Source organism: Enterococcus gilvus ATCC BAA-350 (assembly GCF_000407545.1).
Classification (GTDB): domain Bacteria; phylum Bacillota; class Bacilli; order Lactobacillales; family Enterococcaceae; genus Enterococcus_A; species Enterococcus_A gilvus.
Window position 1 is genome coordinate 1,354,988 of record NZ_ASWH01000001.1, and the last position, 22,568, is coordinate 1,377,555.

A 22,568-nucleotide genomic window follows, 5' to 3' on the forward strand; every position below is an offset into this window, starting at 1 on the left:
CATTTAGGAGGTTAGAGAAATTGAGTAGAAAAGATCGCTATAACGACAAGAACAATGAACCGTGGGATCAACATATTTACGAATCTGATAGTGAAGAAGAAAATTATTCACGCAGCCAATCACGTCGTGGTGGTGGAAGTAATAAAGGTGGCGGAAATACGAAATTCTTAACGATTCTAGTCGCGTTATTGTTAGCCCTTATTTTGATTCCGGCTGGTGCCTTTTTCTGGATCACTCGTGGAAACGACAAACCAGCAGCCTCTCCTGAGAGTACTACGCAGGTTTCCAAAGTATCTTCAACAGAAAAATCAAGCACAGAAGAGAGCAGCACAGAAGAAAGTACATCTTCAACGGCATCAGAAAGTAATCAACAAAACCAACAAGCTGCAGATCAACAAGCACAACAACAAGCTGATCAACAAGCGGCAGCACAACGTCAACAAGAACAGCAAGCTGCACAGCAGCAACAACAGCAAGACCAACAACAACAAAATAATCAGCAACAGCAAAATCAAGACAATGCTCAAAGCGATGCCAATGCGCAATACGGTACTGTACAAGCAGGTGAAGGTCCACGCCAAATCGCTGGTCGTTACGGGCTAAGTGTGGATGAGTTTTTACGTTTAAATGGTATGAACATGGATAATTTCTATTTTAATCCTGGACAAGAAGTACGCATCAAATAATTTGAATACCTTGCCGTAATCGATTTCGATTGCGGCTTATTTATTGAAAAGAGGCAGAACATGGAAAAGATTTCAATTGCAATTGATGGTCCCGCGTCATCTGGTAAAAGTACTGTTGCCAAAATTTTAGCGAGTGAATTTGGCTTTATTTATGTAGATACTGGTGCAATGTATCGTGCCATAACTTTTTTAGCGATTAAACACGGAGTCTCGTTTTCGGATGAAGAATCTCTAGCAGACTTGACAACACACTATCCAATCACTTTCAAACAATCTTCTCATGGACAGTTAGTGTTTGCGGACAATGAAGAGATTACACAGACGATTCGTCAGCCTGATGTGACGGCTGCTGTCTCGGAAGTCTCCGCCCACAGCAAAGTGCGTGAAGAATTGGTTGAAGCACAACGTCAACTAGCTAAATCTGGCGGGATTGTCATGGATGGTCGCGACATTGGAACCGTCGTGTTGCCGAAAGCAGAAGTCAAAATTTTTCTAGTAGCAAGTGTCGATGAGCGCGCAAAACGACGGTACAAGGAAAATCAAGAAAAGGGTATAAAAATAGATTTTGAGTCAATCAGAGAAGCAATCGCGAAACGTGATTATTTAGATTCACATCGAGAGGTATCACCGCTTGTCCAAGCGATGGACGCAGAATTGGTCGACACAACGGGGATGTCTATTGAACAGGTAGTTGCGAAGATTAAGGACATTGTATCCTCGAAAGGTTTCTAAAATTTAGCAAATTTCGATAAATAAAGCGAATTTCTTTCAATTTTTTTGAAAAAAAGAAGAAATCGCTTTATTTTTCATGTGGATTATTCTAAAATAGAACATGTAGTGTATTTTACGCAGAATTGTTGGTTAGGAGGACAAACGGCATGACAGATTTAGAACAAAATTCGATGGAAAACGAAAATGTTTCCATGGAAGCAGCAATGGAAAGTGTGCATGAAGTTCAAGTTGGCGATATTGTTAAAGGTGAGGTGCTCGCCTTAGAAGATAAACAAGTTATCGTTGGTATTGAAGGTGCAGGAGTAGAAGGTGTAGTTCCTGCAAAAGAACTTTCAACATTACCTGTTGAAGATATCAATGAAGAAGTCAAGGTTGGCGATATTCTTGATTTAGTCGTTATCTCTTCTATCGGAAAAGACAAAGAAAATGGTAGTTACTTACTTTCTAAACGCCGCTTAGATGCGAAAAAGGTTTGGGAAGATATTGAGAAGGAATTCCAAGATGGAAAAATCATCGAAGCACCAGTAACTAGCAGCGTTAAAGGTGGACTAGTAGTTGATGTAGGTGTACGTGGTTTTGTACCAGCATCAATGATTGATGATCATTTTGTTGATGATTTTTCAGCTTATACTGGGAAAACATTGAAATTCAAAATTATTGAAATCGAACCTTCTGAGAATCGTTTGATTCTATCTCATAAAGCAGTGGTTGAAGCTGAAAAAGCTGAGAAGAAAAAAGAAATCTTGGCTGACCTGTATGAAGGTCAAGTAATCAAAGGGCAAGTGGCACGTTTGACAGATTTTGGTGCGTTTATTGACCTAGGTGGCATTGACGGCTTAGTCCATGTCTCTGAAATTTCTCACAGTCACGTAGCAAAACCATCGGACGTTTTAAGTGTTGGCGACGAAGTGGAAGTTCAAGTACTTTCTGTTGATCCAGAAAAAGAACGTATTTCATTGTCTATTAAAGCGAACTTACCTGGACCTTGGACAGATATTGAAGAAAAGGCAGCACCCGGTTCTGTTCTTCAAGGAACAGTGAAGCGTCTCACTAGTTTTGGTGCATTCGTTGAAATATTCCCAGGTGTAGAAGGTTTGGTTCACATTTCTCAAATTTCTCATAAGCACATTGCAACACCTCATGAAGTATTACATGAAGGTGACCAAGTACAAGTGAAGGTTTTAGAAGTACATCCTGAAGACCATCGTGTTGCTTTATCAATCAAAGCACTAGAAGAAAAACCTGAAGAAGCTAAAGCGGAACCCGTAGAGGAAGAATCTTACGAGTTGCCAGAAGAAAATACTGGCTTTACCATGGGTGATATTCTTGGTGATGCATTGAGAGAGGAAGAATCAGAAGAACAAGAGTAGAATTTACGAGCAGACCCGCTTTATGGTCTGCTTTTTTTATTAATTTCATGTATGAAAACGACTCCTTCTCTTGCAAGAAGGAGTTTTCTTAGTTAAACTAAAGAGAATTTGAAAAGAATCCGTTATCCTGATTGTCTCTGATTCACATAAGATAGCTGAAATCTTAGAGGACCTTATTATCCAGTGATGGAAAGGTCAAGAAAGTCAAATTTATTCTTTCTGTTTAGAAAAGTAAATATATTAATAGGAACGAGGAGTTTAAGTTATGTCAAATCCTACAATTGCAATAGTTGGTCGCCCTAATGTTGGTAAATCAACATTGTTTAATCGGATTGCCGGTGAGCGAATTTCGATCGTCGAAGATACTCCGGGTGTTACCCGTGATCGAATTTACGCAAAGGGTGAATGGTTGGATCATGAGTTCTCAATCATTGATACTGGCGGAATCGATATTGGCGATGAGCCTTTCATGGAACAAATCAAACAGCAAGCGCAGATTGCCATTGAAGAGGCAGATGTGATTTTGCTTGTGGCAAGTGGTAAAGAAGGGGTCACAGATGCGGATGAAGCAGTTGCCAAGATCCTTTACCGTAGCAACAAGCCAGTGATCCTGATGGTAAATAAAGTTGACAACCCTGAGATGCGAAATGATATTTATGAATTTTACTCATTAGGATTGGGTGAACCATACCCTGTATCAGGAAGTCATGGACTTGGCTTAGGTGATGTATTGGACGAAGCGGTTAAGCATTTTCCTGCTGATAATGGAGAAGAAGAAGATCAATCAATTAAGTTCAGTTTGATTGGCCGCCCTAATGTAGGGAAATCTTCGTTGATCAATGCTATTTTAGGAGAAGACCGAGTTATTGTTTCTGATATTGAAGGAACAACGCGGGATGCCATTGATACGAAGTTTGTCGGTGAAAATGGGCAAGAATTTACAATGATCGATACGGCTGGAATGCGAAAACGTGGGAAAGTCTACGAAAACACAGAAAAATATTCTGTTATGCGGGCGATGCGAGCGATTGATCGCTCAGACGTCGTTCTAGTCGTTTTAAACGGCGAAGAGGGGATACGGGAGCAAGACAAACGAATTGCCGGGTATGCTCATGAAGCAGGTCGTGGTGTCATCATAGTCGTAAATAAATGGGACCTAGTTAAGAAAGATACGAATACAATGAAGGAATTTCAACAGGAGATCCGTGAAGAGTTTGCCTATTTGGATTACGCACCAATTGTGTTTGTTTCTGCAGCAACCAAACAACGGTTAAACAAGATTCCAACGATTATTGAAGAAGTCAGCATGAACCAAAATCTTCGGATTCCTTCATCTGTCTTAAATGATATTATTATGGATGCAGTAGCTATTAATCCAACACCAACGGATAAAGGAAAACGGTTGAAGATTTTTTATGCAACGCAAGTGGCAGTTAAACCTCCAACATTTGTAGTCTTCGTAAATGAGGAAGAATTGATGCATTTCTCTTATGCGCGATTCCTAGAAAATCAAATTCGAAAAGCATTTGAATTTGAAGGAACACCGATAAAAATAATTGCTCGGAGACGAAAATAAGGTATTTTATCATACTTTTATTTTGGTGACAACAGATTTCACTGAATGATAAAACAACCATGAATTTTATGCCATTAATCGCTAAAAACCTTGCTAACATAAGGTTCTTATGCTATCGTTGTAACAGAATATTGACCGAATCAATATTTCTTTGCTGATAGCTGGACCACTCAGTTATCAGTTGATGTTTACTCATCACTACTCATTTCTCAGGAGGTGAATTCATTCATGGCAAACAAAGCAGAATTGATCGAAAAGGTTGCAGCAGCTACTGACTTAACTAAGAAAGACGCTACCGCTGCTGTCGATGCTGTATTTTCATCTATCCAAGACGCATTAGCTGAAGGTGAAAAAGTTCAGTTGATCGGCTTCGGTAACTTTGAAGTACGTGAACGTGCGGCCCGCAAAGGACGTAACCCACAAACTGGTGAAGAAATCGAAATTCCAGCAAGCAAAGTACCTGCATTTAAACCAGGTAAAGCGCTAAAAGATGCAGTTAAATAATATTTAGACTGCTTAAACCGTTGCAACGTTAATGTTGCAACGGTTTTTTTGTTTTCGGAAGATATATTTAATTAGATGATAATTGTATTTTATAAATAAGCCGTTTCTTCAGTTGATTTGTAACATAATTTTTTATTTTACGAAATGTTTTACATAGGATAAAATGGAGGAAGGAGTTTGCAATAAAATGAAGAAAGAAGGTGACCTGATGTCTAAGGAACGTTTATTTCATGTAAAAAAGAATGATTCGTGGCATTCTTACGAATTTCTGGAGCAAAGACAAAACGATCCCAAATGGCGACAGGCTTTTATAGAGGCATATGTATTACTTGAGCAAGAAGATAAAAAAAGAAAACGACGCAATTTTATAATATTAGTAATATCTGTTCCTTTAGTTTTAATAGTTGGTATGGTAGGTTTATATTTCTATGGTTCAACAGATGAAGCTGTTGTTCCGAAAAGGCAGCTCAGTTTAAATGATTCTACTTCGGCTTCAACAATAGCCACCGAAGCTTCGCAGACGGTGGATACTTCTAGCGTTGGTCAAGTCTTAACTACACCGTGGGGGGAACAAGTGACTGTTTTACGTGTGCTGCCTAACGGGGAACGCGTCATCAAAGAATCACCCTCTCCTTCTGATTTAAATAATGATGGAGTGCTGACCTTTGAAGAGTTGTCGCGAGTGGAAGAAGAAGCAAATCAGCAGCAATTTCAGCCACAAGGGGCTCAAAATAATCAGCAACAGCAACAGCAACAGCAACAGCAACAGCAACAGCAACAGCAACAGCAACAGCAGGTAGTACCTCAGCAAGAACAGAATAACCAACAGCAAACACCCGCTGAGGAACAACACAGGGATCAGACAAATCAACCAAATGGGCAGCCGGCTCCTTCTGAGCAAGGAACCCCGCAAACAAATAACCACTCGCCACAACAACCATAAGGCGATCGTTTATGAATAATTAAGACATGTTTATAATGTTGCATGATTAAATTATAAAAATTTTTTGAATAAAGAATCAAATTGTTCATTTGCCTTTCGCAGATTTGTTGCGAGAGGTTTTTTTGTAGTATAAAATATAAGAAACGGGGTGAACAGAATGGAAATAACGTATCAAAATCAGGAAAGTAAGACGCAGATCGTTTATGGAGAGACAGTCGCTTCAATGATGCGTAAGAAAGATTTGGAGAACAAACAAATTCTTTTCTGTGGGAACCAGCGTTATTATGATTTATTTGCGGAAAAATTGCGACAGTTTATCCCTGAGACGAGTACGCATGATTGGTTTATCACGCCCAATAATCGTTACTGTAATACAATGGAAAACTTTCAGGAGTTAATTTCTTTTTTAAATCGTTTTAGTCGACAAAAAGAAACGTTGTTTATTGGCATAGGAAATGAAGGTGTCGTTGAACTTTTAGGATTTACGCACCATGTCACAAATTTCAAAGGGGAGTTATTCTTTTTGCCGGTCTCTTTACGGTCCTTTGCCCAAAGCTTGTCCTTTATCGATCAAGTTGTTTCAAATAAGACGATGATGACAATTATGAAGATTGAGGAGGTTCCGCAAAGTATTTTGTATGATCATACGTTGACCGACCAGCAAACAACCGGGAAAATGGTTGATTTGCTAACGTTGATTCGATGTGGGATCGTTTGTGACTATTCATTTTTACAAAGTTTATATTTAAATTTTTCAACGCGTGAAGCATTATTACAAGATTCATTTTCAGCTTTTAGCGAGACACTCATTAATTATTATCAAGAGAATAGTGAACAGCTGCTGGGGTTTGGCAAAACTTTTGAGAAAGCTTTTTTCCAAACAGAGAATGGGTCCTTATTATCTAATAGTATGAAGACCATGTTTGGTTTACTATTTGAATTGGCGTGGAATGTCATAGCAAGCGATCTTCATTTCAATTTCAAAAATTTTATGATATGGTTGGTGCGATTAGGATTTCCAATTGTAATGCCGGAGGGGATCTCGTTTTCCGATTATGGTCAGCAAGTAATTCTTTTGGCGGAGGAAAAACCATTAACAGGATTGACCCAAATTGGCGAAGTTGGACAAGAAAAAATACCAACACAAAAAGAGCTGCTTCAAATGTTTGAAGTATATCAAAAAAATGTTACAGAGATCAGGGGAGAATAAATGTCTAGTTATAGTGAAAAGATGCTAACAGCATTAAAAAATGAAGAATTAACAGAAGCAAATTTAATGTTTGAAGAGGCTTTAAAAAAGGATGAACCAGAAGTTTTGGCAAGTTTGTCGGAGGAGCTGCAAACATTAGGATTTCTAGAAGAAGCGAAACGTATTTTAGAAAAGCTGGTAGCAGATTTCCCTGAGGAAGATGTTTTCTATCTATCATTAGCAGAGATCGCGATTGAAGATGACGATATTGATGGTGCCTTTGAATATTTAGAAAAAATTCAACCTGACAGTGAGAATTATTTAGAGAGTTTATTAGTGACAGCTGATCTTTATCAAGTTTTAGGTATTCCAGAAGTTAGTGAAGCCAAATTACTACAAGCTAAAACACTAGCGCCAGAAGAGCCTTTGATAACTTTTGCTTTAGCAGAGCTTCATTTTTCTGCCAATCAATTAGGAGAAGCCATTGACGATTATGGCCAGCTTCAGAAACAGGGAATCGATGAGGTAGCAAACATTTCTATTGATGAACGAATTGGTTCTGCTTATAGCATGATGGGGGGATTTGAAGAAGCAATTCCTTTTTTAGAAAAAGCATTAGAAAAAGAGCATACGTCGGATCGATTGTTCCAACTAGGCTTCACTTTTTATCAATTACATGATCATCAAAAGGCAATCAATTATTTACAGGAACTGATTACTCTCGATCCAGAATATCAGAGCGGCTACTATTATCTTGCAGATAGTCTAAAAGAAGAAGAATTACTTGAAGAAGCTTTATCCGCTGCTGAAGAAGGAATAAAAGAGAACCCTTATCAGGTTGAATTACTACACCTGGCTTCTGAAATTGCGTACCGCTTACGAGACAGTAAAAAGTCTGAAGAACTGCTAAAACAGGCGCTCGAAACGGGTGAAAAAACAGACGAAACATTACTTACGTTGAGTAATCTTTATCTAAATGAGGACCAACCAGACAAAGTGATTGAGATGATCAGCCAAATGGATGAAGAAGGTAATCCTTATGCAGCGTGGAATTTGGCACAGGCATATAATGAGCTGGAAGACTTTGGCGCAGCTCGGACCTATTACAAGCAGGCATATGAGGATTTGGCTCATGAACCTGATTTCTTGAAAGCCTATGGTATTTTCCTACGTGAAGATGGTCAACTTGATTTAGCGCGTACGGTCTTGGTCGACTATTTACAAATGGAACCTGGTGATTTAGAGGTGCAATCATTATTAGAAGAGTAGAGAGGTGAAGAAAATGATCGATGTAAGTGAAAAACGTGAGTTTCTTGTGTGGCTGATAAACAATGTTAGTTTTCAGCGGCGCGAAGTGATTTGGATTTTGAACTATTTAATTAATCATGAGGCAATCCTTAGAAATGTCCATATAGTAGAGCAAGCGCTTGAAACAAAGCGGGGCTTAGTATTTAGGGATATCACTCAACGGGATGAACCAATGGTGTTTACAATTGAAGGACATCAGTTTTCTAACAGCGATCAAATTTTTCATGAAATTCGTTTGCATTGGCAGCAGCCTCTATATTTGGAATGTATTTTCCCAAATTCATGGCAAAATTCACAATACTTATCTGTTCTTGAAGACAATCCGGCACTTTCTTGGAACGATACGGTCAGTGAGGAAATTGTTTTGGAAGTAGAGAATTATTTAAAATATGAAGAACAAGAAGCACAGGCCAATCTATTAAAAAAACAAATTGACATGGCTCTTGAAGACGGGGACAGAGAAGCTTTTCTCATGTTATCCGATGAACTGAATCGGTTGAAGTTAACATTACATGAATAAAAAACACAGACAGCATGACGGTTTCATGCGTGTCTGTGTTTTTTTAATTGGTCCTTTTTAAAGTAAATCTTCGCCGTTGCGGCTTCAAATAAGTAAAACCTTCGCCCTCGACATCGTGTACATTACTTATTAAAATAAATGCTTTTTCGTCGACAGAATGAACAAGTTTCTTCACTTCGTTGATTTCTTGCTGCGAAACGACGATATAAACGATTCGCTTTAACTCCGAAGAAAAACCGCCTTCGCCATGAAGATACGTGACGCCCCGCTCTAAATGCGCCATCAACAGTTCAGCGATGACATTGCTTTCGTTGGAAATGATCATCACACCTTTAGCAGCGTACCCGCCAGATGACAGCATATCTACGACTTTACTGAAAACGAATGAAACAATCAGCGTGTACATCATCCGCTTCAAATCAAGATAAGTTAATGAACAAATCAGAACGATGATATCAAAAACTAGTAACGATTTTCCCATAGTAAAGCCGATTTTTTGTTCTAAAATACGAGCAATAACGTCTGCACCGCCAGTTGTACCACCATTTCGATAGACCAATCCGCTACCAAATCCGGCAAATAGTCCGGCTAAGATAGAGACGATGAATAAATCATGATCTAAATTGATTTGTAACGGAATTCTTTGCCATATCCATAGAAAGACAGACAAGCAGACGGTCCCTAAAATTGTATAGTAGAAGGAACGTTTACCCAATATTTTTCCACCGATTAAAATCAAAGGAATATTAATGATTAGTGTAGTATAAGCAGGGTCAATACCGAATAGGGCTCGAATAATCAACGTAATACCCGTGACACCGCCTTCTGCCAAGTGATTCGCAATATTCAAATAAACTAGACCAAATGCGTAAATGGCTGTTCCCACCACAATGAACGTAATTTCCTTGATCCGTGTAGACAAAGTCGTTTCCATACGACACCTCCTGATTATTAATGAATGAAACGAATTTAATAATGATATAACTTATTTGAGTTAAAATTCAATCCTCAATCAACATAGCATGAATTTCAGTTAGTTACAACAACATGATAGGAAACAAATCTGTTTTTTGATAAGATAGGTTTGAGGTGGTTTGATGGATGAAAAGACAATGAAAATCATGCAACAAGAAGTTGATGATTATATAAAACAATTTAAAACAGGTTATTTTTCACCGCTGGGACAATTAGCTCGTTTAACCGAAGAAGTTGGAGAACTAGCACGCGAGGTCAATCATTACTATGGTGAAAAAAAGAAAAAAAATTCTGAAAAGCCGAAGACTGTAGAAGAGGAACTAGGAGACGTGTTATTTGTAACAATTATTATGGCAAATTCTTTAGGAATAGATTTAACTGAAGCCTTCAATCAAAACATGGACAAATTCAATCAACGGGATCATTTTCGTTTTGAGCGAATTGATGGTGAGATAGAGGGGGGACATCAATGAAACTAGAGGCTTTTCCATTAGAGTTTCAAGGTGCAATGCCAATTTTAAGAAAATTGCAGAATGCTGGATACGAGGCGTATTATGTCGGTGGGAGTGTTCGTGATATTTTGTTGAATAAGCCTATTCATGATGTGGATATCGCAACCAGTGCGTTTCCTGCAGAAGTAAAAGAATTGTTCCATCGTACGATCGATGTTGGAATAGATCACGGAACCGTGATGGTACTTACAAAAGAGGCAACGTATGAGGTTACAACGTTCCGTACAGAATCAACGTATCAAGATTACCGGCGTCCAGATCATGTAGAATTTGTTCGTTCATTAAAAGAAGATCTTAAACGGCGTGATTTTACAATCAATGCGTTAGCGGTCGGGATTGATGGGACCGTTATTGATCTTTTTGATGGATTAGAGGATTTAAGAAACAAAGTATTACGTGCTGTAGGTAATCCTTATGAACGATTTCATGAAGATGCGCTGCGCATGATGCGGGCACTACGATTCGTCAGTCACTTAGGATTTACATTAGAGCCGGATACCTTTGAGGCGATTCAAGAATACCATTCTCTATTAGCGAAAATATCTGTCGAGCGTATCAACGTTGAATTTGTCAAGTTGATGATGGGATCGTTTCGTGAAGCGGGCTTGCGTTCTTTCGTAGAATCGGAGTGTTATATCTATTGTCCAGGGTTACGTGATTATGGAGAGGCATTGTTGAATTTTGCCGAGCTTCGAGGTCCGGCAATTCCAACAGAACGTCAAGCTTGGACGCTATTAATGACTATGCTAAATATGGAAGCTAAGGACATTCGTCATTTTATGAAGGAATGGAAATGTTCGAATCAACTGATCCGAGAAGTAACGGAGATGGTTCCGGCTTTAAACTTTCGCTTGGAACACGAATGGGATAACTGGACGTTGTATCAATTAGGAAGAGAGTTAGCTCTTTCTGTTGAATACTTACTCTATTACTTTGATCGGGAGCCTAATTTACCCAAAGTTCGATTGCTCTATCAATATTTACCAATAAATTCTTTAAAAGATTTAGAGTTAAAAGGAAATGAAGTAATGGAACATTTTGACTACCCACGCGGTCCGTGGATTAGCAAAACATTAAGCACTTTAGAAAAGGAAGTTGTTGAAGGCCGACTCGAGAATAGTAAGGAAGCACTATTAGATTTTGCGCAGGATTTTTTAGAAAAGGAGAGGCTATGAAAGAGATAACAAAAAAATATTTAGTTAAACAAGAACAAAGCGCTCTTAAAATGGGATCAGGAGATTTAGAAGTTTTAGCTACCCCTGCATTGGTAGCAATGATGGAAAATTGCTGTAAGGTCCTTCTGTCATCACAGCTTTCGTCAGAGCAAACCAGCGTTGGTTTTAAAATGAATGTGAAGCATCTGTATCCTACATCTGTTGGTGAAGAAATTAGAATTGAAGCAACGCTAATGGAAGTTGATAATAAAAAACACAGTTTTTCAATCAAAGCCTACGATAATAAGCAGTTGATTGGTGAAGCAACGCATCAACGAGTCGTCGTTGAAATCGCAAATTTTCTTGAAAAATTGAAGTAGAAGCACAACATGTGACCGTTTACTCAAGGTGTGCTAAACTTATTTTTAGATTAGCAGTGAGGAGAATGCAGAATGGCAAGAGAAATGACAGCGTTAAAATTCTATTTTCGAAATGGCGAAACTTGGACCATCGATCGCCGTTACATTGGCGATTTATGGATAAAACAAATTACGACTAGTTTCGGAAGAATTCATGGAAGTGAGTTCGTGGAAATACATCCATGTGCTGGCTTCAAAATTGAAATTTATCAAGAAGGGGACCATGTCCAAACAACAGATATCAATCTGGGCGGTTTAGAGTTAGGAATGTTTGAGCGTGCTCGCAAATTCGAGGACATTGAACGTATGGAAATCATCTATCGCGCGGGACATCCTGATTCTGTTTATTTCCCTTATAAGGATAAAGACCACGAAGGATTAGACAATATTTACCAATCAACAAAGGTCTCTGAAAAAACGAAAAGTTTATACATCGTGATTGATCCAACAAAAAATGTTGATGATGTTTACGGGGACCAATTTTAAAGATCTGTTACGGAGCATCCTAATTAGGATGCTTTTTTTATTGAACAGTTGTGCGAATTAAATCGTTGTTCTTGATTGTAAGGAAAATTGTAAAGCAATTATTAAGGTACCAGAATAATTTGAGAAAGTTGCTTGCTTTTTTACTAAGGTACCTGTATTATGTATTTATAAGGTACCTTAACAAAAGGAGAGATGAATGATGGAAAATCAAACGAATGAACAATTTATGAGATTACAACATGATTTGCGGCGTTATTATCATCGTAAAATGGCGAAAAAGGAGGGATTTGGTCCTCATCGAGGTCAAGGTCGCGTCTTAACTTTGTTGAAGATGAATCCAGAGATCAGTCAAAAAGACCTTACGTTTGTTTTAGGAATGAGACCACAATCTGTCGGAGAGCTGCTACAAAAACTTGAGGACAAAGAATTAATCACTCGAAAAGCGTCCGACCAAGATCGTCGAATCATGATTATTCGATTAACAGATCTCGGAAAAGAAGAAGCCGAAAAAATTTCAGAAAGACCTGATTTTGGCGAAGAGTTGTTTGCAGATTTTACAGATGGAGAAAAAGAAGAATGGTCACGTTTAGTTGAGAAACTAAGTGAAACGTTGAAGAATCAATTAGGTGAAGAAGATTCAGAAGAGTCCTTTGGCGGCGGTGGCGATTTTGCCGGTCCTCATTCCCCCCATGAACATGGCCCCCATGGCTTCAGAGGTCCTCATGGTAGAGGGCCTGGACATCCTCACCACTTTGATGAATTTAGTGGATTTAACTGGTAATGAGAAAGCTGTAAAGGAAAAATTTCCTTTATGGCTTTTTTTTGTTACAATAACTGAGAGAAATTTGAGGATGGTTCAGAATGAAAGAATTAAAAGTTACGGATCTTTATAAAACATTTGGCGATAAAACTTTATTTGATCGTATTTCCTTTCTAATCCATGAAAAGGATAGAATCGGTCTGATCGGTGTAAATGGAACAGGGAAATCAAGTTTACTGACAATACTCTCTGGGAGAGACAGCGGCGATGGGGATGTTTCAGCAATCGACAAGGCGAGCGATTATCGAATTGGCTATTTGCCGCAAGAGCAAAATTTTTCTCAAGAGTTAGTAGTTCTCGATGCTGTTTTCCAGGGAGATAATCCGTTAATGCAGACTGTTCGGGATTATGAGAAAGCGTTGTTACGTTTAGAGTATGAGAATAATAGAGAATCACAGCGTCAATTTACCTTGGCAGAAGAAGCAATGAATAAGCAGGATACATGGACTGCAGATAGCGAAGCAAAAGCGATTTTAAATAAACTTGGAATTCATGAATTAGAGAAAAAGATTGGCGAACTTTCTGGTGGTCAAATTAAGCGAGTGGCTTTAGCTCAAGTTCTAATCGATGCACCCGATCTATTATTATTGGATGAACCAACAAATCATCTTGATTATGATGCCATTCAGTGGTTAGAGGGTTACTTAAAAGCGTATACAGGTTCTCTTTTAATGGTTACCCATGATCGGTATTTCTTGGATCATGTGACGAATCGCATTTTTGAGCTTTCTTTTGGGAAACTATTTGAATATCAAGGAAATTATGAGTCTTATTTAGTGGAAAAAGCGGAACGCGATCGCGTGGACATGGAGCAAGAGGGAAAAAGAAAGCAATTATATAAACAAGAACTCGCTTGGATGAGAGCTGGGGCAAAAGCGCGAACGACAAAGCAACAGGCGCGTATAAACCGTTTTGAAGATTTGAAAGAAAATCTTCATCAAGTAAAGACTGACGGACAGCTTGAAATGAATATAGCAACTACTCGTCTTGGAAAAAAAGTTTTAGAGTTGAAAGAAGCAGAGTACAGCATTGGTGAAAACGTAATTTTGAACCATTTTGATTTGCTCATTCAAACTAGAGAACGGTTAGGTATCACTGGGAAAAACGGTGCAGGTAAATCAACACTGCTGAATATTCTAGCTGGACGTCTACAATTAGACGATGGTTTATTTGAAGTTGGGGAAACGGTTCGTTTGGCTTATTACACACAACAAAATGAAACATTAGACCCAAACAAGCGTATGATCGCGTATTTACAAGAAGCTGCGGAAGAAGTGAAACAGCGAAACGGCTCTCAAATTGGCGTAGCAGAACTATTGGAGCGTTTTTTATTCCCACGTTTTATGCACGGGACATTGATTGGAAAATTGTCTGGTGGGGAAAAACGACGGCTGTATTTGCTAAAATTATTGATTCAACAGCCGAATGTATTGCTCTTAGATGAACCGACGAATGACTTAGACATTGCTACGTTGACTGTATTAGAGGATTATTTAGCAGAATTTTCAGGAGCGGTTATTACGGTTTCGCATGATCGCTATTTCCTAGATAAGGTTGCGGAAAAGTTACTTATTTTTGAAGGGAACGGCAGGATCATTCCTTACTTCGGTTCCATTATGGATTTCTTGGAACAGCAGTCTCCAATAAAAGAAGAAAAGCAAGTCAAACAAAAAAGTCAAACAAAGGAACGAAAGAAAAAGCTTTCCTATAATGAACAAAAAGAGTGGGATACAATCGAAGAGGACATTTCAATTCTAGAAAGCAGAATAGAAGACTTAACAGAAGAAATGAACCATCAAGGGGACGACTTCACGAAGCTGCAAGATTTACAAAAAGAAATTGAAAAAAACGAACAATTACTTGAGGAGATGATGAATCGCTGGGAATATCTCAGTGAGATCTTAGAAGATCAATAATTCTGTGATTCTAATATTTATTTTTATCAAGAGAGATTTTTTACGAGTATCTCGTTGTATTTATAAAAAGACGATGCTATTAAGTTTGGAGGGAAACAATGCTGATTGCGATTTGGGCACAGGATAAAAATGGCTTGATTGGCAAGGATAACCATTTGCCTTGGCATTTGCCAAATGATTTGCGTTTCTTCAAGGAAATGACATTAGAGCACACCTTAGTGATGGGACGTAAAACATTTGAGGGAATGGGTGGACGCCCCTTGCCACGTAGGAAGACAATTGTATTGACTCATGATAAAGACTATCATGCTGAAAATGTTTTAATCATGCACTCACTAGAGGAAGTGCTCGATTTCGATAAAAAAAATAATGGGAACATTTTTATTGCAGGAGGGTCTGCAATCTATACCGAATTCATGCCCCATTGTAAGAAAATCTATCGAACGTTCATCGAAGCTAGTTTTGAAGGCGATGCCTATTTTCCTAATACGAATTGGGACGAGTGGCAGCTGACTGAGCGAAGACAAGGACAAAGAGATGACAAAAATCCTTATCGCTATTATTTTGAAACGTATGAAAGAACCGGGTCTTAATGGCACGGTTTTTTCAAGATTTATAAAGAAATAGTTTCAAGAATGATTTATTTCATAAGGTTTGATATACTAAAATTAATTTGAAACTAGGTATGGAAAGAAGGATCAGAATGCCAAATGTTAAAATTGTAACCGACTCTTCTTGTACGATTGAAAAATCGGTGCGAGATGAATTAAATATTACTGTAATTCCACTATCTGTCATGATTGATGACGTGGTCTATCCTGACGATGATGAGTTAACCGGTGAAAAGTTTATGGCCATGATGGCACAAGCTAAAAATTTACCGAAGACTAGCCAACCTCCAATTGGATATTTTGCCGAACTTTATGATGAATTAGGTAAAGATGGCAGCTCGATCGTCTCGATCCACATGTCTCATACTTTAAGCGGAACCGCTGAAGCTGCTAGACAAGCAACTTTCTTAAGTAGCAGTAATGTAACAGTTATTGATTGCGGATTTATTGACCAATCCCAAGCTTTTCAAGTGATCGAAGCTGCAAAATTGGCACAGTCAGGGGCAAGTCTAGATGAGGTCTTGGCAGGTGTCGAACAAGTAAAAAATCACAGCAAACTATTTATCGGTATTTCTTCACTTGATAACTTAGTGAAAGGCGGGCGCATTAGTCGAGTCGCAGGGGTTATTTCAAGTGTATTGAATATGCGAGTGGTCATGGAGCTTGAAGAGGGTGAATTATTACCCATTACGAAAGGCCGCGGGAAGAAAACATTTAGTAAATGGTTCACGGCATTTAAAGATGAGCTAACAAAAGTCAATGTAAAACAAATTGGTATTTCTTATGCTGGCAAACTTGAGTTTATCGATGAAGCCAAGCTAGCACTTCAAGAAATGTTCCCAGATATGCATATACCTGTGCTGCATACGAATCCAATCGTTGCCACGCATACGGGGCCGGGCGCATTTGCGATCATGTATTATACAGAGTAGTCGAACTTGCCTCTAGAAATAGAGGCGTTTTTTTACAAAGGAGTAGATGAATGAAACGATTTTCAATAATAGTGGTTCCTTTAGTTACAGCAGTGGTTACTTTGCTTATTCTCTTCTTAACAATTCCGAAAGCCGAATCTAGAATCCGCGTCGTTCGGGATGAAAGTCAAAATTATAAGAAATCTGTTCACTTTGTAGCTGTGGGAGACTCACTTACAGAAGGAGTCGGCGACCAGACAAAACGCGGTGGCTATGTCCCCTTAGTAGCGGATGCCTTACAACAAAAATATGGATTAACTTCAATCGAAAAAAATAATTATGGTGTTTCTGGCGAGCGCAGTGATCAAATATTAAAGCGTGTAAAAAAAGATACAGATTTGCGAAGTAGTTTAGCAAGTGCAGATTTTATTACGATGACGGTTGGGGGAAACGATCTCTTTCAAGCGTTTCAGAAAAACCTTACTGCGAAAAATGCGAAGCAATTTGACCGGCCTATTAAAAAATACGGGGAGCATGTCAAAAATATTTTAGAAGAAATGCGGGAATTAAATCCCAACGCCCCTATTTACATTATAGGAATTTACAATCCCTATTTCTTGAATTTCCCAGATATAAAAGCCATGCAGACTGTCGTTGATAATTGGAATGACGAAACTCAGAGTTTAACAAAAGAGACGAAAAACTGCTTTTTTGTTCCCGTTAACGATCTTCTTTACAAAGGGATTGCAACAAAGGACAGTGGTCAAACAAATGAAAGCTCAAATTCTGAGGTTAAAAACAATGCCTTATACGATGAAGACAATTTTCATCCTAACAATTTAGGATATCAATTAATGGCTACAGCAATTCAAGAAAAAATAGTAGAGACAAAAGATTTGTGGTTAATAAAGGAGAGCAATTAATGAAGGAAAAAATGAAAAAAATCAACGGCTGGAAAGTGGCTTTCCTCGTGTTGATCGGTGTTATTTTAGGAGGCGTCATTTTTTCTACTGTCCGTATATTTACAGCTCGAGAAACGAATCTGCCTTCAAGCGCTGAAACGACGGTACCGAAAGGTTCTCCTGTTTTAACAATGAACACCAATAAAAAGAAATTGAATACGGTCATGGAATATTTTCTAAATGATCTTCAAAAGGGTTCCGATATTAAATATGAGTTTTATTTAGAAAATCAAGCCATGCTAAAAGGTGAATTCAAAATATTAGGAGCGAAAGTGGATTTTTATCTTTACTTTGATCCGTATGTTATGGATAATGGCAATGTCCAATTGAAAGCCCGAGATTTGTCTATAGGATCTTTAAACTTACCCGTGAGTCAAGTTATGGCTACCGTAAAGCGTGGCTACAAATTCCCCAAATGGGTAGCAATTGATCCGGAAGAGCAAACTATCGTTCTGAAATTGAATGAATTTAAAATGAGTAATGGAATGTTTATCAAAGCAAATCATATTGATCTTGTAGGTGATGACATTCAATTTAGTTTGTATTTACCAAAAGAAAAAAAGGCAAATGACTAAAAGAATTACTAGTGATCGTTGAGGTGGCATTAAATTGAGAAGAAGCTTTTACCATTATATTTTGACTCAGCGTGGTCATCGTCCGAATGATCCTGTTGAGGCTTTTGCAGAGTCTGTTGCAAAAGACATCATGTTTCCTAAACATTCAGATGACTATCATGAGATTACGGATTACTTGGAACTAAGTGTGGATTATTTGGACTCAATGGATCTTTTTGATCAACTTTGGGATAAATATTTAGAAAACAATAAATAAAAAAAAGGAAAAGTTGTAGAAGGCTTTTCCTTTTTTTTCTAGCATGCTATCATGAAAAAAAGGGTGAAAGGAAAATGCGCCTTGCAGAAAAAAACGTTACCAGTATCGATTTTTTTAATATCGATCGTATGTACTGTCGTGATCACTGCTGTTGTTACTCATTTTATTGAGCAGAAACAGGCAATGGATAATGACTCTGTCGTTAAAATCACGAGAAATGATTTGGACGATGTCCAAGATTTATATGATTTGATTAGTACCAATTATGTAGATAAAGTGAATAAAGAACAATTGATTCAAGGTGCTTTAAATGGAATGACAGAATCTTTAAAAGATCCTGAATCAGAGTTTCTGACGGCGACAGAAACAAAGGAACTGAATGCAAAAGTTGCTGGAAGCTTTGAAGGAATCGGAGCCAATTTGCAATTAGAAAATCGTTTGCCAGTTATTGACCGTGTTCCTGTAAAAAATTCTCCTGCTGAAAAAGCCAAATTGAAGGCAGAGGATGTTATTTTAGAAGTCAACGGCCAAAAAACAAAAGATAAATCGTTAGATCAAATTTCAAGTATGATTCGCGGAAACAAAGGGACTCAGGTCAAGTTACTTATTAAGCGCGGTGATGAAGATTTTGAGGTAACGTTAGAGCGTGATATTGTTCCAGAAGATACAGTCAAAGGCAATTTAGATCCAGAGGATAAATCAATTGGTTCCATTCAAATTGATAACTTTAGGGAAACCACTGCACTTGAATTTCGAACAATAATCGAACAGCTAAGAAAAGAAGGTGCGAAGTCATTTATTATAGACTTGCGCCAAAATTCTGGTGGATTGATCGCTGAAGCCGAACGAGTAGCAAGTTACTTTTTAGAAAATGGCGATACGATCGCTCAGTTTTCAAATAATAAAAAAATTATTTCCATTGATAAAGCAGGAAAAAAGATTGATCAAGGATTTAAAGTAAAGGAACCTACCGTTTTCCTGGTTGATCAAGAGAGCTCCTATGGTGCTGAGCTTTTAGCAGCAGCAGTCAAAAATAAGAACTATCCTATCATCGGGGTAAATACTTTTGGCAAAGGCAGTGTTCAAAGCATTAGCCCCATTGGAAAGGATAATTACGTCCAGTTAACTATCATGAAGTGGTTTGCTCCAGATGGTTCATCCGTCGAAGGCAAAGGAGTAGCTCCAACGATAGAAGCAGATTACCCTGAGTATGCAAAACTTCCACCCATTTCTAAGCAATCCAATTGGCGTATCGGGGACACTGGGGATGTAGTGAAGAATATCAATACGATATTAAACGCGTTGGGGTATCCAACAGAGGGTAATGTGTTTAATGAAGCGACACGAGATGCTGTCCTAAAAATTCAGACAGAAAACAATTTGTCTGCTACGGGTGCGTTGGATGACAAAACAGTTGATGTTTTGCAAGAAAAAGTCTTCAAGCTTGTTAAAACCAATGATGTTGCTTATGCAAAAGCTTTAGAAACATTAAAAAAATAGCTTTAAAGTGGACTCTGGTGTTCTAGAGAACAGGGAGGGAAACAATTGAAATCTTTATTAACCAAAGGTCATTTATGGTTGGCCGTGAAATATTTATTAATTTCCCTCTTTATTGGTGTGGTGATTCGTGGATTCTTATTAATTCCTGTTCCGGTGACAGGCAATTCAATGGATCAAACCTTGAGTCAAGGGGACATGGTCTTGATGGAAAAGTTTAGTAAGGTAAGACGATTTGATGTTATTGTTTTTCAACAGTCCGATGGGACGATTTATATAAAACGAGTGATAGGACTCCCTGGTGATGAAATTCGATATGAAAAAGATCAACTTTACATCAATGGAAACAAAATATCTGAGTCTTTTCTTACCAACAATCGAAATCATGACCACCAAGTTTCTCCGTATACGACAGATTTTCAATTAGAAGAATTGATCGGTGAAAAGAAGTTGCCCCCCAATGAGTATTTTGTTTTAGGGGACAATCGGAGAATTTCAAAAGACAGCCGCTCTTTTGGAACTGTTCAAAGTAAGGATATTTTAGGGAAAGCGCAAGCAGTCTACTATCCGATAAAACATATTAAAATTATTTCGTAAAAAGATGGTTCGAACCGTCTTTTTATTTTGAATATATTTGAGAAAGTGTTCGCGTCTTCTCAAACAATAGTAAATCACAGATTCAGTGAAAAAAGGGAGCATCATACCCTTTAAGTTAACAAAAGAAAATGAAGCCGTTTGTCAAAAATACTGGAATTTGGATAATAATTTTTGATCAATGATTATTCAAAAAGTTTTTATAGAAAAACATTAAAAGAAGAGTTGTGTTACAATAGCGTGTGGAATAATAGTTGAAATAAAAAAACAAAAGATTGTTGTGTGCAATTAATGCATGCTCTTATTTTTAGTATTAAATAATACCTGCTTTTTAAGTTTTAGATTCAATACGCTCAGTGAGAGTGTGCTAAGGAGGAACTGTTTATGACCATTCAATGGTTTCCTGGTCACATGGCCAAGGCGAGACGTGAGGTCTCTGAAAAATTAAAATTTGTCGATATCGTTTTTGAATTAATTGATGCTAGACTCCCTTTATCATCTCGCAATCCCATGTTAGATCAAATTGTACAAAATAAACCACGATTGATCTTGCTAAACAAATCAGATTTGGCTGATTTAAGCCAAACCAACTTATGGGTGAATTATTTTCGTGAGCAAGGACAGCACGTTCTTGCTTTAACTGCAAAAGATGATAAAAGTGTAAAGCAAATAGTTCCTGCTAGTAAGAAGGTTCTAGCAGATAAAATTACGCGTGACAAGGAAAGAGGACTAAAACCGCGGGCGATTCGCGCAATGGTTTTAGGAATCCCCAATGTAGGCAAATCAACGTTACTGAATCATCTGGCTGGTAAAAAAGTTGCGAGTACGGGAAATCGCCCAGGTGTCACGAAAGGGCAACAATGGCTTCGTTTTGGATCACAATTAGAATTATTGGATACACCAGGGATTTTATGGCCTAAGTTTGAAGATCCTTCTGTTGGGAAAAAGCTGGCTCTGACTGGAGCAATTAAAGATGATCTTCTTCATTTAGATGACTTAGCACTTTATGAACTAGAAATATTTTGCCGTTTTTACCCAGAGCAATTAAAAGAACGTTATAAATTAACACAGGATGATTTATTTATGGAATTGCCTGAATTATTAATGTTAATTTCTGAGAAGCGTGGCTTCAAAGAAGATTATGAGCGAGCAAGTGAGATGTTGATTCTTGAATTGAGACAAGGCAGATTAGGGCGCTTTACTTTGGATCGTTTTGAGGAGCATAATGACTAATGGAAAAAATAGCAGTAAGTAAAATTAAGGAAATACTGAAAGAAATCACCACTCCTGATGATCCACGTTTAATCGAGTTTCAGAAGGATACACGAAAAGGCGTACAGCTTGCCGTATCACAATGGCAAAGAAAGAAAGATAAGTACCTGGCGCTGGAAAAAAAATATAAAGAAATGTCTCTCTTTGAAGAAGAGAAAAAAGCCGCCGGTTTTCGAGCGATTTGTGGTATTGATGAAGTGGGACGTGGTCCCTTGGCCGGTCCGGTAGTCGCTGCAGCGGTAATTTTGAATGATGGACATGCTATACTTGGTTTAAATGATTCTAAGCAGCTTTCTTCTAATAAAAGAGAGGAGCTGGTGAAAGAGATTAAAAAAAATGCTCGTGCCATCGGAATTGGTGAAGCAACTGCTGAGGAAATTGATCAGCTAAACATTTATCAGGCGACTAAAGTTGCTATGCAACGAGCAATTGATCATTTGGAAATTGCTCCGGATTGTTTACTGATTGACGCAATGGCTTTAGATAACGGCCTTCCACAGGAAAAAATTATCAAAGGTGATGCCCGTTCAGTATCAATAGCTGCTGCAAGTATTATTGCCAAAGTTTATCGAGACGAGTGGATGGCAAATTACGGAGAGCGGTATCCTGAATATGGATTTGCAAAAAATGCAGGTTACGGGACCAAAGAACATTTGAAGGCAATTGATGAACAAGGAATTTTACCCATCCACAGAAAAACTTTTGCACCAATTAAAAATAAATAAAGAATATCCCTTTTTTTTCGTATCTTTTTAGTAAAGATATGAAATGAGGGATTTT

At 38.1% G+C, this 22,568-nt stretch carries 25 protein-coding genes; 24 read left to right on the forward strand and 1 reads right to left on the reverse strand.

All coding sequences use genetic code 11. The features are described from left to right. The first annotated feature begins 20 nt into the window (after positions 1-20). The 9 genes from I592_RS06715 (at position 21) to I592_RS06755 (ending at position 8,828) form a co-directional block, all read left to right on the forward strand. On the forward strand, positions 21-686 hold the full coding sequence (locus I592_RS06715) for a LysM peptidoglycan-binding domain-containing protein (protein WP_010780964.1): 666 nt from the start codon (positions 21-23) through the stop codon (positions 684-686). 60 nt (positions 687-746) lie between these two features. After that, positions 747-1,418, forward strand: coding sequence for a (d)CMP kinase (cmk, locus tag I592_RS06720; protein ID WP_010780963.1), 672 nt, complete (start codon positions 747-749; stop codon positions 1,416-1,418). A gap of 146 nt (positions 1,419-1,564) precedes the next feature. Next, complete coding sequence (gene rpsA / locus I592_RS06725) at positions 1,565-2,788, forward strand: 30S ribosomal protein S1 (RefSeq protein ID WP_010780962.1); 1,224 nt, start codon at positions 1,565-1,567, stop codon at positions 2,786-2,788. Positions 2,789-3,053: 265 nt separating this feature from the next. Then, positions 3,054-4,364, forward strand: coding sequence for a ribosome biogenesis GTPase Der (der, locus tag I592_RS06730; protein ID WP_010780961.1), 1,311 nt, complete (start codon positions 3,054-3,056; stop codon positions 4,362-4,364). A 228-nt stretch (positions 4,365-4,592) separates the two neighbouring features. Further along, positions 4,593-4,868 (forward strand): HU family DNA-binding protein, encoded by a 276-nt coding sequence (locus tag I592_RS06735; RefSeq protein ID WP_010780960.1) that lies wholly within the window; start codon positions 4,593-4,595, stop codon positions 4,866-4,868. A 409-nt stretch (positions 4,869-5,277) separates the two neighbouring features. Beyond that, positions 5,278-5,811, forward strand: a complete 534-nt coding sequence (locus I592_RS06740) for a hypothetical protein (protein WP_244265161.1) — start codon at positions 5,278-5,280, stop codon at positions 5,809-5,811. A 157-nt stretch (positions 5,812-5,968) separates the two neighbouring features. Further along, entirely contained in the window at positions 5,969-7,021 is a 1,053-nt protein-coding gene (locus tag I592_RS06745) for a hypothetical protein (protein ID WP_010780958.1), read from the forward strand. Next, positions 7,022-8,269, forward strand: a complete 1,248-nt coding sequence (locus tag I592_RS06750; RefSeq protein ID WP_010780957.1) for a tetratricopeptide repeat protein — start codon at positions 7,022-7,024, stop codon at positions 8,267-8,269. A 13-nt stretch (positions 8,270-8,282) separates the two neighbouring features. Then, positions 8,283-8,828 (forward strand): YpiB family protein, encoded by a 546-nt coding sequence (locus I592_RS06755; protein ID WP_010780956.1) that lies wholly within the window; start codon positions 8,283-8,285, stop codon positions 8,826-8,828. Between the two features lie 43 nt (positions 8,829-8,871). Here I592_RS06755 and I592_RS06760 read toward each other — a convergent pair whose 3' ends face one another. Next, positions 8,872-9,762 (reverse strand): YitT family protein, encoded by an 891-nt coding sequence (locus I592_RS06760; RefSeq protein WP_010780955.1) that lies wholly within the window; start codon positions 9,760-9,762, stop codon positions 8,872-8,874. Positions 9,763-9,925: 163 nt separating this feature from the next. Between I592_RS06760 and I592_RS06765 the strand changes: the two genes are divergently transcribed. The 15 genes from I592_RS06765 to I592_RS06835 all read left to right on the forward strand — a co-directional run bounded on the left by I592_RS06765 (position 9,926) and on the right by I592_RS06835 (position 22,513). Further along, a complete protein-coding gene (locus I592_RS06765; protein WP_010780954.1) occupies positions 9,926-10,276 on the forward strand; it encodes a nucleotide pyrophosphohydrolase in 351 nt (116 codons plus the stop codon). Next, positions 10,273-11,490 carry a CCA tRNA nucleotidyltransferase gene (locus I592_RS06770; protein ID WP_010780953.1) on the forward strand — a complete coding sequence of 406 codons (1,218 nt, stop codon included), beginning with the start codon at positions 10,273-10,275 and terminating at the stop codon, positions 11,488-11,490. The genes I592_RS06765 and I592_RS06770 overlap by 4 nt, the downstream gene beginning before the upstream one ends. Then, the gene (locus I592_RS06775; protein ID WP_010780952.1) at positions 11,487-11,849 is read left to right on the forward strand and encodes a thioesterase family protein; all 363 of its coding nucleotides are present in this window, start codon (positions 11,487-11,489) and stop codon (positions 11,847-11,849) included. The genes I592_RS06770 and I592_RS06775 overlap by 4 nt, the downstream gene beginning before the upstream one ends. 72 nt (positions 11,850-11,921) lie before the next feature. Further along, complete coding sequence (locus tag I592_RS06780; protein WP_010780951.1) at positions 11,922-12,374, forward strand: hypothetical protein; 453 nt, start codon at positions 11,922-11,924, stop codon at positions 12,372-12,374. 199 nt (positions 12,375-12,573) lie between these two features. After that, positions 12,574-13,155 carry a MarR family winged helix-turn-helix transcriptional regulator gene (locus I592_RS06785; RefSeq protein ID WP_010780950.1) on the forward strand — a complete coding sequence of 194 codons (582 nt, stop codon included), beginning with the start codon at positions 12,574-12,576 and terminating at the stop codon, positions 13,153-13,155. Positions 13,156-13,235: 80 nt separating this feature from the next. Next, on the forward strand, positions 13,236-15,110 hold the full coding sequence (locus I592_RS06790) for an ABC-F family ATP-binding cassette domain-containing protein (protein WP_010780949.1): 1,875 nt from the start codon (positions 13,236-13,238) through the stop codon (positions 15,108-15,110). Between the two features lie 98 nt (positions 15,111-15,208). Further along, positions 15,209-15,703 carry a dihydrofolate reductase gene (locus tag I592_RS06795; RefSeq protein WP_010780948.1) on the forward strand — a complete coding sequence of 165 codons (495 nt, stop codon included), beginning with the start codon at positions 15,209-15,211 and terminating at the stop codon, positions 15,701-15,703. A gap of 110 nt (positions 15,704-15,813) precedes the next feature. Next, positions 15,814-16,653: a DegV family protein gene (locus tag I592_RS06800; RefSeq protein WP_010780947.1), complete on the forward strand. Its 840-nt coding sequence runs from the start codon at positions 15,814-15,816 to the stop codon at positions 16,651-16,653. 50 nt (positions 16,654-16,703) lie between these two features. After that, positions 16,704-17,555: an SGNH/GDSL hydrolase family protein gene (locus tag I592_RS06805; RefSeq protein WP_010780946.1), complete on the forward strand. Its 852-nt coding sequence runs from the start codon at positions 16,704-16,706 to the stop codon at positions 17,553-17,555. Beyond that, the gene (locus I592_RS06810; RefSeq protein ID WP_010780945.1) at positions 17,555-18,169 is read left to right on the forward strand and encodes a YpmS family protein; all 615 of its coding nucleotides are present in this window, start codon (positions 17,555-17,557) and stop codon (positions 18,167-18,169) included. The genes I592_RS06805 and I592_RS06810 overlap by 1 nt, the downstream gene beginning before the upstream one ends. A gap of 34 nt (positions 18,170-18,203) precedes the next feature. Further along, positions 18,204-18,425 (forward strand): YozE family protein, encoded by a 222-nt coding sequence (locus tag I592_RS06815; RefSeq protein ID WP_010780944.1) that lies wholly within the window; start codon positions 18,204-18,206, stop codon positions 18,423-18,425. Between the two features lie 51 nt (positions 18,426-18,476). Further along, on the forward strand, positions 18,477-19,925 hold the full coding sequence (locus tag I592_RS06820) for a S41 family peptidase (RefSeq protein WP_244265162.1): 1,449 nt from the start codon (positions 18,477-18,479) through the stop codon (positions 19,923-19,925). A gap of 45 nt (positions 19,926-19,970) precedes the next feature. Further along, a complete protein-coding gene (gene lepB, locus I592_RS06825) occupies positions 19,971-20,519 on the forward strand; it encodes a signal peptidase I (RefSeq protein WP_010780942.1) in 549 nt (182 codons plus the stop codon). Positions 20,520-20,900: 381 nt separating this feature from the next. Next, a complete protein-coding gene (ylqF, locus tag I592_RS06830) occupies positions 20,901-21,749 on the forward strand; it encodes a ribosome biogenesis GTPase YlqF (RefSeq protein ID WP_010780941.1) in 849 nt (282 codons plus the stop codon). Continuing rightward, entirely contained in the window at positions 21,749-22,513 is a 765-nt protein-coding gene (locus I592_RS06835) for a ribonuclease HII (RefSeq protein WP_010780940.1), read from the forward strand. The genes ylqF and I592_RS06835 overlap by 1 nt, the downstream gene beginning before the upstream one ends. The last annotated feature ends 55 nt before the right edge of the window (positions 22,514-22,568 follow it).

Excerpts from the sequence above, each read along its gene's own strand:
- I592_RS06800 (WP_010780947.1), top strand. The coding sequence starts at position 15,814 with ATGCCAAATGTTAAAATTGTAACCGACTCTTCTTGTACGATTGAAAAA.
- I592_RS06780 (WP_010780951.1), top strand. The coding sequence starts at position 11,922 with ATGGCAAGAGAAATGACAGCGTTAAAATTCTATTTTCGAAATGGCGAA.
- I592_RS06745 (WP_010780958.1), top strand. The coding sequence starts at position 5,969 with ATGGAAATAACGTATCAAAATCAGGAAAGTAAGACGCAGATCGTTTAT.
- I592_RS06835 (WP_010780940.1), top strand. The coding sequence starts at position 21,749 with ATGGAAAAAATAGCAGTAAGTAAAATTAAGGAAATACTGAAAGAAATC.
- rpsA (WP_010780962.1), top strand. The coding sequence starts at position 1,565 with ATGACAGATTTAGAACAAAATTCGATGGAAAACGAAAATGTTTCCATG.
- I592_RS06760 (WP_010780955.1), bottom strand. The coding sequence starts at position 9,762 with ATGGAAACGACTTTGTCTACACGGATCAAGGAAATTACGTTCATTGTG.
- I592_RS06785 (WP_010780950.1), top strand. The coding sequence starts at position 12,574 with ATGGAAAATCAAACGAATGAACAATTTATGAGATTACAACATGATTTG.
- der (WP_010780961.1), top strand. The coding sequence starts at position 3,054 with ATGTCAAATCCTACAATTGCAATAGTTGGTCGCCCTAATGTTGGTAAA.
- I592_RS06810 (WP_010780945.1), top strand. The coding sequence starts at position 17,555 with ATGAAGGAAAAAATGAAAAAAATCAACGGCTGGAAAGTGGCTTTCCTC.
- I592_RS06805 (WP_010780946.1), top strand. The coding sequence starts at position 16,704 with ATGAAACGATTTTCAATAATAGTGGTTCCTTTAGTTACAGCAGTGGTT.
- I592_RS06770 (WP_010780953.1), top strand. The coding sequence starts at position 10,273 with ATGAAACTAGAGGCTTTTCCATTAGAGTTTCAAGGTGCAATGCCAATT.
- I592_RS06790 (WP_010780949.1), top strand. The coding sequence starts at position 13,236 with ATGAAAGAATTAAAAGTTACGGATCTTTATAAAACATTTGGCGATAAA.
- ylqF (WP_010780941.1), top strand. The coding sequence starts at position 20,901 with ATGACCATTCAATGGTTTCCTGGTCACATGGCCAAGGCGAGACGTGAG.
- I592_RS06740 (WP_244265161.1), top strand. The coding sequence starts at position 5,278 with ATGGTAGGTTTATATTTCTATGGTTCAACAGATGAAGCTGTTGTTCCG.
- I592_RS06765 (WP_010780954.1), top strand. The coding sequence starts at position 9,926 with ATGGATGAAAAGACAATGAAAATCATGCAACAAGAAGTTGATGATTAT.
- I592_RS06775 (WP_010780952.1), top strand. The coding sequence starts at position 11,487 with ATGAAAGAGATAACAAAAAAATATTTAGTTAAACAAGAACAAAGCGCT.
- I592_RS06795 (WP_010780948.1), top strand. The coding sequence starts at position 15,209 with ATGCTGATTGCGATTTGGGCACAGGATAAAAATGGCTTGATTGGCAAG.
- I592_RS06755 (WP_010780956.1), top strand. The coding sequence starts at position 8,283 with ATGATCGATGTAAGTGAAAAACGTGAGTTTCTTGTGTGGCTGATAAAC.
- I592_RS06735 (WP_010780960.1), top strand. The coding sequence starts at position 4,593 with ATGGCAAACAAAGCAGAATTGATCGAAAAGGTTGCAGCAGCTACTGAC.
- cmk (WP_010780963.1), top strand. The coding sequence starts at position 747 with ATGGAAAAGATTTCAATTGCAATTGATGGTCCCGCGTCATCTGGTAAA.
- I592_RS06820 (WP_244265162.1), top strand. The coding sequence starts at position 18,477 with ATGAAAAAAAGGGTGAAAGGAAAATGCGCCTTGCAGAAAAAAACGTTA.
- I592_RS06750 (WP_010780957.1), top strand. The coding sequence starts at position 7,022 with ATGTCTAGTTATAGTGAAAAGATGCTAACAGCATTAAAAAATGAAGAA.